The organism is Haloferax sp. AS1, from assembly GCF_014530665.1.
Classification (GTDB): domain Archaea; phylum Halobacteriota; class Halobacteria; order Halobacteriales; family Haloferacaceae; genus Haloferax; species Haloferax volcanii.
In genome coordinates this window covers 2,207,517-2,219,775 of record NZ_SPSA01000001.1, presented here as the reverse complement: position 1 = coordinate 2,219,775, position 12,259 = coordinate 2,207,517, and the positions used below count along the sequence as shown (strand labels likewise).

13 protein-coding genes and 1 pseudogene are annotated in these 12,259 nt (G+C 67.7%); 12 read left to right on the top strand and 2 right to left on the bottom strand.

The window, feature by feature from the left end; all coding sequences use genetic code 11:
- Positions 1 to 32 precede the first annotated feature (32 nt).
- The 11 genes and pseudogenes from E4P24_RS11650 (at position 33) to E4P24_RS11600 (ending at position 10,826) form a co-directional block, all read left to right on the top strand.
- Positions 33 to 1,112: a deoxyhypusine synthase gene (locus E4P24_RS11650; RefSeq protein WP_004062654.1), complete on the top strand. Its 1,080-nt coding sequence runs from the start codon at positions 33 to 35 to the stop codon at positions 1,110 to 1,112.
- A gap of 129 nt (positions 1,113 to 1,241) precedes the next feature.
- Complete coding sequence (locus E4P24_RS11645) at positions 1,242 to 1,931, top strand: helix-turn-helix domain-containing protein (RefSeq protein ID WP_115891462.1); 690 nt, start codon at positions 1,242 to 1,244, stop codon at positions 1,929 to 1,931.
- A gap of 101 nt (positions 1,932 to 2,032) precedes the next feature.
- Positions 2,033 to 2,367 (top strand): annotated as a pseudogene (locus E4P24_RS11640) (amino acid transporter); the annotation flags it as partial.
- A gap of 108 nt (positions 2,368 to 2,475) precedes the next feature.
- On the top strand, positions 2,476 to 3,570 hold the full coding sequence (locus E4P24_RS11635) for a hypothetical protein (RefSeq protein WP_115860936.1): 1,095 nt from the start codon (positions 2,476 to 2,478) through the stop codon (positions 3,568 to 3,570).
- A gap of 290 nt (positions 3,571 to 3,860) precedes the next feature.
- Entirely contained in the window at positions 3,861 to 5,555 is a 1,695-nt protein-coding gene (locus tag E4P24_RS11630; RefSeq protein ID WP_049921570.1) for an L-lactate permease, read from the top strand.
- A 69-nt stretch (positions 5,556 to 5,624) separates the two neighbouring features.
- Complete coding sequence (gene hpt, locus E4P24_RS11625; RefSeq protein ID WP_115803027.1) at positions 5,625 to 6,170, top strand: hypoxanthine/guanine phosphoribosyltransferase; 546 nt, start codon at positions 5,625 to 5,627, stop codon at positions 6,168 to 6,170.
- Between the two features lie 166 nt (positions 6,171 to 6,336).
- Positions 6,337 to 7,725, top strand: coding sequence for a uracil-xanthine permease family protein (locus E4P24_RS11620; protein WP_006601296.1), 1,389 nt, complete (start codon positions 6,337 to 6,339; stop codon positions 7,723 to 7,725).
- A gap of 130 nt (positions 7,726 to 7,855) precedes the next feature.
- Complete coding sequence (locus tag E4P24_RS11615) at positions 7,856 to 8,671, top strand: hypothetical protein (RefSeq protein WP_004062661.1); 816 nt, start codon at positions 7,856 to 7,858, stop codon at positions 8,669 to 8,671.
- Positions 8,672 to 8,753: 82 nt separating this feature from the next.
- A complete protein-coding gene (locus E4P24_RS11610) occupies positions 8,754 to 9,596 on the top strand; it encodes an ion transporter (protein WP_115803029.1) in 843 nt (280 codons plus the stop codon).
- A 181-nt stretch (positions 9,597 to 9,777) separates the two neighbouring features.
- A complete protein-coding gene (locus tag E4P24_RS11605; RefSeq protein ID WP_006601294.1) occupies positions 9,778 to 10,017 on the top strand; it encodes a hypothetical protein in 240 nt (79 codons plus the stop codon).
- Between the two features lie 89 nt (positions 10,018 to 10,106).
- On the top strand, positions 10,107 to 10,826 hold the full coding sequence (locus E4P24_RS11600; protein ID WP_115860938.1) for a fumarylacetoacetate hydrolase family protein: 720 nt from the start codon (positions 10,107 to 10,109) through the stop codon (positions 10,824 to 10,826).
- Between the two features lie 61 nt (positions 10,827 to 10,887).
- Here the strand turns inward: E4P24_RS11600 and E4P24_RS11595 are convergent, their stop codons facing one another.
- Positions 10,888 to 11,106 carry a hypothetical protein gene (locus tag E4P24_RS11595; protein WP_004062665.1) on the bottom strand — a complete coding sequence of 73 codons (219 nt, stop codon included), beginning with the start codon at positions 11,104 to 11,106 and terminating at the stop codon, positions 10,888 to 10,890.
- A 138-nt stretch (positions 11,107 to 11,244) separates the two neighbouring features.
- Here E4P24_RS11595 and E4P24_RS11590 point away from each other — a divergent pair, with 138 nt between their 5' ends.
- Complete coding sequence (locus tag E4P24_RS11590) at positions 11,245 to 11,853, top strand: translation initiation factor IF-2 subunit beta (protein WP_004062666.1); 609 nt, start codon at positions 11,245 to 11,247, stop codon at positions 11,851 to 11,853.
- Positions 11,854 to 11,993: 140 nt separating this feature from the next.
- On the opposite strand, the gene E4P24_RS11585 is transcribed toward E4P24_RS11590, so the two are convergent.
- Entirely contained in the window at positions 11,994 to 12,224 is a 231-nt protein-coding gene (locus E4P24_RS11585) for a hypothetical protein (RefSeq protein WP_004062667.1), read from the bottom strand.
- Between the last annotated feature and the right edge of the window lie 35 nt (positions 12,225 to 12,259).

The following is a 12,259-nucleotide window of genomic DNA, read 5'->3' as shown; positions in this document are numbered from 1 at the left end:
CGTTCAAACGCTCGGCCGACGCACTCCCTCGCATGAGCGACCACGACGATGACGGCTACGAGATGCCGGACCGCGAGGAGTTCCAACACGACCCGCTGGGCCACGCCGAGGTCCGCGGCGGTATGACCGTCGGCGAGTTGGTCGAGCAGTACGGCCACGCGGGCATCGGCGCGGCCGACGTACACGAGGCCGCCGACATCTACGCCGAGATGCTGGCCGACGACGACTGCACGGTGTTCATGTCGCTGGCCGGCGCGATGGTCCCGACCGGGATGCGCAAGGTCGTCTCCGACCTCATCCGCGACGGCCACGTCGACGCGCTGGTGACGACGGGCGCGAACCTCACCCACGACGCCATCGAGGCCATCGGCGGCAAGCACCACCACGGACGGGCCCATCCGGACCCGTCCAGCTCCCCCTCGCACGGCTCGCGGGAACACGGAGCCGAGCACCACGGCGAGAAGACCGAACGCGAGCACGACGAGACGCTCCGCGACGAGGAGGTCGACCGCATCTACAACGTCTACCTCCCGCAGGAGCACTTCGCGCTGTTCGAGTCGCACCTTCGCGACGAGGTGTTCCCGGCGCTGGAAGCGGAGGGGACCGTCAGCATCGCCGCCCTCTGCCGCGAACTCGGTCGCGCCAACAGCGAGGTCAACGACCGCGAGGGAATCGAGGAGGACGCCGGCGTCGCCGCCGCGGCCTACGAGGCCGACGTGCCCATCTACTGTCCGGCGGTGCAGGACTCCGTCCTCGGCTTGCAGGCGTGGATGTACTCGCAGACCTCGTCGTTCTCGCTGGACGCGCTGGCCGACATGACGCCGCTGACCGACCTCGCGTACGACGCCGACACGGCCGGCTGTCTCCTCGTCGGCGGCGGCGTCCCGAAGAACTTCACGCTCCAGACGATGCTCGTCACGCCCGGCGCGTACGACTACGGCGTCCAGATTACGATGGACCCCGCCGCGACCGGCGGGCTCTCGGGCGCGACGCTCGACGAGGCGCGCTCGTGGGGCAAACTGGAGAAGGACGCCCGCAACACGACGGTCCTCGGCGACGCGACCATCATGCTCCCGCTGCTCGTCGCCGCGGCGCGCGAGCGAATCGAGTAACGCCGCGAGGTACCACGACCGGCCGCAGACGGGCGCGACTGCCGCGGCCGTCCGCCCTCTCGGCCGTCGCGGCCCGTCGCGTCAGGTGGGATACCTTTTTGCCCGGCGAGCATCCTTCCATGCCAACGAATGGCACGAAAGGGTGCGCAGGGCGTTCGCGTCTGTCTCGACATCTGGCACCCCGACTGCTGGACGCTCCAAGTGACCGCGGAGACGAGCGGCGGCCTGCTCGGTTACGGCGTCCACGAGATAGACGGCCTCGCCAACGGGCGTTTCACCGCCTACGCCGACACGGTCGAGGAGGTGGACGACCTGCTCGCAGCCGTCCGCGAGTCCCCACTGACCGAGTCGGTGTGGGAGACCGACGACCACGACGGCGACGCCGGGGTGCCGGGGAGCGCGGCCCGCGGCATCGTCGTCCGCTACGACCTCGGGAACTCCATCAACGACGCCCTCGTCTCCCGCGGGTTCATCCCCGACGAGCCGGTTCGGATGGAGGGCGGCTGCGAGCGCTGGACCGTGCTCGTCCACGAGACGCGCCAGACGGTCCACGAGCGGCTAGAGGAGATTCGAGCGGAGCGAAACGCCGACATCGACGTGGAACTCATCACCGCACCCGAAGACGGCGGCGGCATGTTCCGCACCGACGCGCTCTCCGAACGCCAGCGCGAGGTGTACGAGTTGGCCCGCCGCCGCGACTACTACACGTGGCCCCGCGAGGTGAGCGCGGCGTCGCTGGCGGCGGAGTTGGACATCTCGAAGGCGACGCTCCTCGAACACCTCCGGAAAGCCGAATCGAAACTGCTCGGAGACTACTGACGCCGCGTTTCGGTTCTCCGGGCCGAAAGCCGACGGGTCGGCGCTCACCCCACTCATGAGAGGGAGGGGTACTTTACGCGACAACTGACCCATGTGATAGCATGTCATCGATAGACGTGAACGACGGACGGAGCCTCTCGCGGGACATCGGGTTGTTCGGCGCGGTGAGCACCGTGGCGCGGGCACCCTCGGCGCGGGGCTGTTCGTCACCCTCGGCACGGCGAGTTCGACGACGGGACCGAGCGTCATCCTCGTCGTCGTCCTCTCGGGGCTGCTGGCGATGAGTATCGCGCTCAACTATGGCTGGATGACGACGATTTTCCCCGGCGCGGCGGGGTCGTACGCCTACGTCTCGGGGGCGTTCGACAGCCGCCTCCCCGGGTTCGTGGTGACGTGGTCGAAGTGGCTCGGCTACATGGCCGCCGACGCCGCCGTCCGATTCCTCGGCTGAGGCGGCGTCCGTGCCCGCTCCCGAGGCCGCGCGTTCTCAACGCCGAGAACCGGGCGCAAACACCTAACAGCCTCGCCCGGCACCTCGGACGCAATGACAGCGCCCCGTCTCACGTCGGTCGTTTCGGACCGCACCGACGTCGAACTCGCCGCCGTCTTCGAGCGCGTCTGGAGGGCGCGGGGCTACCAGACGCGCGTCCGCTTCCGCGGTCCTGACGTGCACGTGGACGCTGTCGGGAAGACGCCCGAGGGCGCGAAACGCGAGCTCCGAATCTGGATGACGTCGACGGGAACTGTCACCGCGGACAAGGCGAGCGCGTTCGTCCGGCGGTGCGAGCGCGCCGGTATCGAACCCTACGTGGCGGCGGTCGGCGGCGGCCGCGTCGCACCCGACGCCCACCGCCCCGGGCTCGTCGTCCTCGACGCGCCGGCCATCGCCGTCGAAATCCGCGAGACGGGCGTCGAGTCGTTCGTCCGCGACCTCGCCGCCGAGGGAGACGGTGCGAGCGACGGCGAGGGCGGGGGTCTCGGCTCCGAGGGCGACGACGACGCCGAAGACCCAGAAGACGATGAGGCCGACGAGAACGACGCGGCCGACCGACTCACCCGCCGCGAGGCACTCACGAAGGTCGGCACCTACGTCGCCGGCGGCCTCGTCACCTACCTCGCCGTCGAGCGCGTCTCCGATTTCGTCCAGCGGTCCCCGAAACTCCGCGCCGCGGTCGCCCGCCGTGTGGCGTGGCTCGACGCCCGCCTCCCGGACGTGCGCCTCCCGACCGTCGAGTGGTCGGTCCCGACGCCACAGCCGCTCTCGGAGGAGTCGACCCTGCCGAACCGAACGACTGCGGTCTCGACGCCGGCGAACGCGACGACGATTCCTTACGCCGACCTCCGGGAGCGCCCCGAGACGTACACGGGGACGGCCGTCACCTACGCCGGCCGCGTCGAGGAGACGATGGAACGCGACGAGGTCCGACTGGCGCTCGTCGCCGTCGAGGACGACCGGGGGCGACTCAGCGGCGACGTGGTCGCTCGCTGGCCGACCGGCCGGTTCTTCGACGACGACATCGGCTTTCGACTGCTCGCCGACGAGCGCGTCCGGTTCTGGGGCGTCGTCGCCGGCGAAGGCTCGATTTCGGGCGGCGTGCAGTATCCCCGCATCGACGTGTCCGTGTTAGAGAAGTCGTGAGTGAGTCGGTTGCGGGGCGGGCGAGACCGATGGTGATTACTCGGTTGCGAGGCGAGAGCGAGGTGGCCGATGACGACGGCACCGTTCCGAACCGAACTAGGCACTCGGTGATGCGGAGCCCTATGAGTGCCGAGGCCACTTTCTCACTCGAAGTCCATCAGCCCGTAGCCTGTGTCACGCGACCCGGTGACTTTGTCGCTCGACTCTCTTAAGCCTGCTTTCGGTTCGACGGGACAGAGAACGGTGCGCGTACTACAACAAACTCGGTCACAAACACACAGAAAGACACAATGACTTCAGTCGTGATTTTGGCACTCGCGGCGAGCGTCCCAATCGTCGTCGCGTTCGTCCTCCTCGCCGGGCTTCGGTGGTCGGCGGCGCGGTCGATGGGGGTCGGGTGGGTGTTGGCGACGGCGCTGGCGTTCGCAGTGTGGGGTATGGAGCCGACAGCGTGGGCGGGAGCCGCGGTGTACGGCGCGCTTGAGGGGCTCAACATCGTCCTCATCGTCTTCGGGGCGATTCTGCTCATGAACTACTTGGAGGTCAGCGGCTCCATCGAGACGATTCGGTGGTACTTCCGCCGGCTGGAGCGCGACCGCCGCATCCAGTTGCTCCTCATCGGCCTCGGCTTCGAGACGATTATCGAGGGCGTCGCGGGCTTCGGGACGCCGGGAGCGCTGGCCGCGCCGCTGTTTATCGGCCTCGGCTTCCCGCCGCTGGCGGCGGCGGTGTTCGGGCTGTTTTTCAACGCGCCGAACCCGCAGTTCGGGGCCGCGGGGACGCCGATTATCGGCGGCGTCAGCCAAATCGAGTCGATTCTCCCGGCGGCGATGGCGGGCGGGCCGTTCCGGCAGTTAGTCTCGGCGTGGACCGGCGTCATGACCGGGCTGACGTTCGCGTTCTGGGGGCTCCTCGGCGTGTTCCTGCTGGTCTACTGGTTCGGTGACGACGACGAGCGGTCGGTTCGCGGGGCCGCGCGAGCCGCCGCGCCCATCGCGCCGTTCGCGCTCGTCCTCGGCGGGCTGACCGGCGCGGTGCAGCTCGCCGTCGCGTGGTTCATCGGCCCGGCGCTCCCCGATATCGCCGCCGGGTTCGCCGTCCTCGCCGTCGGCGTCGTGATGGCCGACCGGGGCGTGCTCGTCCCGTCCGAGCGATGGACGTTCCCCGACCGGCGGGGCTGGCTCGACGAGTGGTTAGGCGGCCTCGACCCGTCGTCGCTCGACACCGAAGAACCGCGAAAGCGGATGCCGGTCTGGATGGCGTGGGCACCGTACGTCGCCGTCGCGCTCGTGTTACTGGTCACGCGCTGGCCGACGCTCGACCTCGTGTCCGTCTTACAGGGGTTCACGGTCGGCCCCTACCGGATATTCGGGTACGAGACGATGGAGTGGTCGCTGGCGTATCTCTACCTCCCGGGGACGATGCCGTTTCTCCCCGTCGCCGTCCTGACCGGCCTGTTCTACCGGATGGACGCCGGCGAGATGGCCGACGCCTGGGTCGAGTCCGGGCGGCAGGTCGCGACGGCGGCGGTGACGCTCGTCGTCGCCGTCTCGCTCACGCAGGTCATGATTCAGTCGAGCATCAACCCCACCGACACCGTCGGGATGATGAACGTCCTCTCGTTGGTGTTAGCCGAAGGGGCGGGGGCGGCGCTTCCCGTCGTCGCCCCGTGGATCGGCGCGCTCGGGACGTTCGTCACCGGGAGCAACACCACGTCGGACATCCTGTTCAACGCCCTGCAGTACAACGCGGCCGCCGACGTCGGTATCTCCCGCGCGCTCGTCGTCGCTATTCAGAACGTCGGCGGCGGCGTCGGCAACATGATATCGGTCCTCAACATCGCCGCCATCTCCGGCGTCATCGGCATCGCGGGCCGCGAGGGCGACATCCTCCGGAAGGTGGTCGTGCCGACCGTCGTCTTCGCGCTGTTCGTCGGTGTCGTCGGGTCGCTTCTGGTCTACGTCGTCGCCCCCGGCGTGTTCTAGGCGGCGGTGGGGCGACGCCGGTCCCCGAGAGAGCGAACCACTTTTGGGCCGATTCGTGAAACGGACCCCATGCAGCGACTCGAGGAGTCCCTACACGAAGCGCCCATCATCGACAAGGACGGTTACTCCTACCTCGTCCATCCCATCAGCAACGGCGTGCCGATGCTCGACCCGCAACTCCTGCGCGAGGTCGTCGTCGGCATCACCCGCGCCGCCGACCTCGACGTGGACAAAATCGTCGCCCCGGAGGCGATGGGAATCCACATCGCCACCGCGCTCTCCCTTCAGACGGACGTGCCGCTCGTCGTCATCCGCAAGCGCGAGTACGGTCTCGACGGCGAAGTCGCGCTCCACCAGACGACCGGCTACTCCGAGTCGGAGATGTTCATCAACGACATCGAAGACGGGGACCGCGTGCTCATCGTGGACGACCTGCTTTCGACCGGCGGAACGCTCGCGGCCATCTGCGGCGCGCTCGACGACATCGGCGCGGAGGTCTCCGACATCGTCGTCGCCATCCGGAAGGTCGGCGAGACCGCCCTCGACGACACCGACTACGAGGCGACGAGCCTCGTGGACATCAGCGTCGACGAAGAGGGCGTCGAGATTCACTGAGCGGAGCCAGTTGCAGTCGGTGCAGTCGGTGCAGTCGGTGCGATGTCAGTTCCCCCACTCGCCCGTCAAGTATGCACGTCTGTGTCCAATACATCGCACCAAGTGCAGTGAAATACGCTCGAACGCGAAACTATTATTGAACGGGAGTCGCTCGTGGCGAGTACAGATGGCAGACGAGAGCGGTGAACTCGGCCTCGAATACGAAATCGACGACCGGCCACCGTTGCTGGAGTCGATTCTCCTCGGGATACAGCACGTCTCGGTGATGATCGTCCCGGCGACCGCCGTGGCGTTCATCGTCGCGGGCGCGGTCGGTCTCGGCGTCGCCGACACGGCCTACGTGGTCCAGATGGTGCTCCTGTTTTCGGGGCTCGCCACCGTGGTCCAGGCGTACGCCGTCGGGCCGGTCGGCTCGCGGCTCCCCATCGTGATGGGGACGAGCTTCACCTTCGTCGGCGCGGCGACGACCATCGGCGTCGACTACGGCCTGAGCGCGGTGTTCGGCGCGATTCTCGTCACCGGCTTCCTCGTCGAGGGACTCATCGGCTGGCAGTTCGACCGCATCAAACCCTTTTTCCCGCCGTTGGTGACGGGCCTCGTCGTCGTCATCATCGGTCTCTACCTCGTCCCGGTCGGGATGGACTACGCCGCCGGCGGGGTCGGTGCCGCCGACTACGGCGCGACCCACAACATCGGCCTCGCGGCGCTCGTCCTCGGGGTCGCCATCGCGCTCAACCTCTTTACCGACGGCATCACGCGACTCCTGAGCACGCTCGTCGGCATCGCCGTCGGCTACGCGGTCGCCGTCCCGCTCGGCGTGGTGGACTTCTCGCCCGTCGCCGACGCGGCGTGGTTCGCGATTCCCCGCCCCGGGGCGTTCGGCGTCACCTTCGAACCCGTCCCCATCGTCACCTTCGCGTTCCTGTTTCTCGTCTCCGCGATGGAGACCGTCGGCGACATGTCCGGCATCACCGCCGCCGAGGGACGCAACCCGACCGACGAGGAGTTCCGCGGCGGCCTCTTTACCGACGGTCTCATGAGCTCCGTCGCCTCGGTGTTCGGCGCGTTCCCCGTCACCTCGTTCTCGCAGAACGTGGGTATCGTCAACTTCACCGGCGTGATGAGCCGCTACGTCGTCGGCATCGCGGGCGTCGTCCTCGCCGTTCTCGGCCTCAGCCCGAAAGTCGGCGCGGCGGTCGCGACCATCCCGAGCGCCGTCTTCGGCGGCGCGGTCCTGCTCATGGCCGGCATGGTCGCCGCCAGCGGCGTCCGCCTCGTCTTCCTCCACACGAACCTCGACCGCCGCAACATGGTCGTCGTCGCCGCCTCGCTCGGCCTCGGACTCGGCGTCGCCACGCGACCCGACGCGCTCTCGGGGCTCCCGCAGGCCGCCGCGACGTTCTTCGGCGAGCCGGTCATCGTGACCGCGCTGACGGCGCTCGTGCTCAACACGCTCGCGCCGGGCGACCAGAGCCCGCTTTTCGACGCGGCCGACGAGTCGGTCGCCGCGGACGCCGCCGACGGCGCGGACGGTCGCGCGTCAACCGACGACTGACACGCATCGAACAGATGGTAACTGGTTCCGGTTTCAACGGGTGGGTTATAGTTCGTGTCTCACGACTGTCGGGAAAGAGTCCGGATTACCGACGAGTTCATTTCTGTCCGCAGCCTTACCGGTGTACGAGATGAGCGAGCAGCGGGTCACATTCAACGGGGATACGCGGGTGCTGTACCGGCAGGCAGTCAGAACGCCGCTGCCGAACGAGGACGCCGAGCGGCTGTTTCACGAGAACATGATGAACATCGCGGACGCCCAAGAGCGGAAGGCGGATATGCTCGCCGACCCCGACATCTCCCTGCTCGAAGCCTACGAGACGCAACTCGAAGGGATTGCCAAGAGCTACAAGCGACGCTGTCGACACATCGCCGGCGACGACTACGAGGAGATTGCGATGGCGTACAACCGCGGGGAGCGCGACGACCGCGTCGGCGCGCTCACGGCCTACTACTTCGAGGGGCTCTGGCGGATGCAACAGCGAATCACCGTCACCGATATGCTGTTTTTCCCCATCATCCTGCGGTATCCCGACTGCTTCACCGTCAACATCCGCTTCGCCAGCGGCCACACGACCACGGAGTCCGTCCTCTACGAGTCGCCGGAACACTCCACCGAGGAACTCGACGACGAGTACGCCGAGCGCTACTACAACGAGAGCCTCTACTCGCAGAAGGAGGCCGCCGAGTACATCAGAGACACCGCGGAAATCATCCGCGAGGAGTTCCCCAGCCCCGACGAGTCGACGTTCGAGGAGCGACAGTACGGCGGTATCACCTCCGCCGGCGGCCGGAAGGGGCCGGTGTTCTCGTCGATGCTCAAGCGGGTCGAACCGGACCCGAACCGGTTTTCGGAGCCGGTCGACCAGCCGACGCTCGTCGAGGAGGGCAAGGAGGCCCGGCGGACCGAGCGTGAGCTACTCCCCGAGGGCGCTATCGTCCTCTGAGACGGTCGCCGCCGGGTCCCCCCGCCGTCGGGCCATCACCTCGCGGACGACTGTATAAGTAGCCCAGCCCCGAAGACGGTGTATGGACGGTCACGCGCGGAGGTCGCGCCGCGAGACGCCGCGGGACGTGGTCAGGTTCTATCTCCTCGACCATCGAACCGCGGTCGGCAAGGCCATCGACATCGCGCTCCTCGGGCTCAACTTGCTTTTCGTCGGGGTGTTCGTCGCCGAGACCTACCCGCTTTCGGCGTCGGTCCAGTCGACGCTCTGGTCGGTCGAGGCCGCCGTCTCCATCGTGTTCCTCGCGGAGTACCTCCTCCGACTCTACGGCGCGCGGGACCGGACCGCCGAACTGCTCAACGTCTACTCGTTCGTCGACCTGCTGGCTATCCTGCCGACGCTGGCGGTGCTCGTGCTTCCCGTCTCGTCGGTCGCCGCCAACATCGGCTTCCTGCGGGCGATTCGCGTGGTCCGCGTCCTCCGGTTTTACCGCTTTACGCGCGACGAGGAGTTCTTCTTCGGCACCGTCTCGGTCGGGACGCTCCGCGTCATGAAACTGCTGTTGACGGTGCTCACCATCTTCTTCGTCGCCGCGGGGATGTTCTACTCGTTCGAACACCGGGTGAATCCCAACATCGGGTCGTTCGGCGACGCCTTCTACTTCGTCGTCGTCGCGCTCTCGACGGTCGGCTTCGGTGACATCGTCCCGGTGACCGAGGCGGGGCGGTGGGTGACGGTCGCCGCCATCCTCGCGGGCGTCATCCTCATCCCGTGGCAGGCGAGCAAAATCGTCAAGGAGTGGGGCCACCGCGACAAGGTCAACGTCACCTGCCAGAACTGCGGGCTGGCCTACCACGACGCCGACGCCTCGCACTGCAAGTCCTGCGGCCACGTCATCTATCAGGAGTACGACTCGCGGGAGTGAAGGCGAGGCTCCGGCCGGGCAGACGGTTCGCGGGCCGAGAACGCGCCCGCTGTTCGAACATGAATATTTATTATAGATTGGTCTGTACTGCCGGGTACAACAATGTCGGTCGTACGCGTACGTCGCTAACTCTTCTCGTCGCCGCACAGCCGTCCGACCGACCCGAACCCATCCCGAAATCGTGAGCACACACGCCACCCCGACCTACGAACCGACCCTGCGAACCGACCGCGAACGGTCCGCCGAACGCGAGACCACTACCCCCGACCGCGCCGCCCCTGTCGACCCCGCCGACTCCGCGTCGGGCGTCGCCCGGTGTCAGCGCCAGTTCGAATCGACGCGCACCGAGCGCATCCACAACCTCGTCGACCGCGAGAACCGGTCGATGCCCCGGATGAATCGGGCGTCCGCGACCGACTGAGTCGCGGCGGCGGCCCGCGCGTCCGGTTTTCTCGTACCCGCTTGCGGAGACACGTCGCTTGAAGTGAGTGGCCGACGCAGGGGCGAGTAATGCGATTGGCACGGATTCGAACCGACGGCGGAGTGGTCTCGGGCCGGTACGACGACGGCGTCGTGACGGCCGACGGCGAGGAGTACGAAGTCGGCGTCGACGCCGAGTTGCTCGCGCCCTGCGAACCGACCGCGCTCTACTGCGTGGGCCGGAACTACGCGGCGACGGTCGACCAGATGGACTACGATATCCCCGACCAGCCCGACTGGTTCATCAAGCCGCCGGTGTCGGTGCTCGACCCCGGCGCGGACATCGAGTACCCCGACTGGACCGACGAGCTGACGTACGCCGGCGAACTGGCCGCCGTCATCGACCGCGAGTGCTCTGACGTGGCCGAAGAAGACGTGGACGAGGTGGTCCGCGGCTACACGATTCTCAACGACCTCGACGCGCTCGACCAGCCCGGCCGAACGGCTCGAAAAGCGTTCGACGGCTCCGGGCCGCTCGGCCCGTGGATTGAGACCGACGTGGAGCCGTCGAACATCGACATGACGACCCACGTCGGCGGCGAACTCCGGCAGGAGGCCAACACCGAGCGGATGCTCTTTTCGCCCGCCGAAGTGGTCTCGTTCCTCTCGGAGCGCTACACCTTCCAGCCGGGCGACGTGATTTCGTTCGGCAGCCCGGCGAATCCCGGACTGGTCGAACCCGGCGACGACGTGGAAATCTGGTACGAGGGCGTCGGCACGCTCACGAATCGCGTCGTCGACGGCGAGTGAGGTGGCTGCCGGCGACCGATTGCGGGCGGTGGCGGTGGCCGGCGGCCGTCAGTCGCCCGGCTCAGTTCAGCGCCTCGACCTCGTCGCCGAGGTCGGCCGGTTCGTCCACGGGGCCGTTGACGAACAGGCCGTGCGCCATCACGACCGCGGCGAGGGCGCTGAAGCCGACGAGCGTCGTCTGCGGCTCCATCGGCGTGAGTTGGCCGACGACGACGCCGGCGAGGAGGCTCCCGAGGATGCCGAGAAGTACGAGGTCGTAGTACTGCCACGTGTAGCCCATGACGAGTCGTTCGAGGGCCAGCGCCGAAGGCGTGGCGTTCGGTTCCGTCGTCGGAGATGCTGAAACGAAGTCGGCGCGTCGGTGCCGCGGCAAAGACGGTCACGGAACGGCTATACGTCGCCAGACACTCGAACCCCTATGGAGTATCAGACTGCGCTCGACCGAGCGCTCAACGTCCTACCGGAACGAAACGTCGAACAGGAACGCCTCACGGTGCCGGATCCGTCCGGCGAAACCGACGGCGCGTTTACCCGCCTCACCAACCTCGGGGAAATCGCGGACGCGCTCTCGCGGACGCCCGCGCACCTCCACAGCGCCATCCAGCGCACGCTCGGGACCAGCGGCCAGTTGGAAGGCGACCGCGCCCGATACAGCGGGTCGTTCTCCATCAACGACTTCGAGGAGGCCATCGACGGCTACGTCGAGGAGTACGTCATCTGCTCGGAGTGCGGCCTGCCGGACACTCGCCTCGTCACCGAGGACGGCGTCGACATGCTTCGCTGTGAGGCCTGCGGTGCCTTCCGCCCGGTCCAGAAGCGCTCCAGCGTGAGCAACAAGCGCCAGCGCGAGGCCGTCGAAGAGGGTCGTACCTACGAGGTCGAAATCACCGGGACCGGCCGCAAGGGCGACGGCGTCGCCCAGCGCGGGAAGTACACCATCTTCGTGCCCGGCGCGCAGGAAGGTCAGACCGTCCGCGTCTACATCAAGAACACGAGCGGGTCGCTCGCGTTCGCGCGACTCGCCTGAATCGGTCGCACGCGTCGCGCCGACGCGCCGGACCACGAGTCGCTCGGCGACCGACTGCCGCGCACAGTCTCATATTCTCTCGCCGCGGTCGCTTCTTTCGCGGGCCGGATTACCGCCGTCGCGACGCCCGCGAGACGCAGTTATGCGTCGTCGCCTTCGCTGTCGTCGCCGTCACCGCCGCACCGACCGCGGAGGCCGACGAGCGCGACCAACAGGAGCACCGCTCCCTCGACGCGCGCCGCCGTCGTCACCCACGGTTTCGCCGTCATCTCGCCGCCGTCCTCGTAGGCGAGGCGCGTCATCACGGCGACGAGTTTATCCGGAACGAGCAGTTCCACCAGACCGAACGCCGCCAACAGGGCTCGGAGCATACCCGAATATCGGCGCGGAATCGGTGAAAAACCGC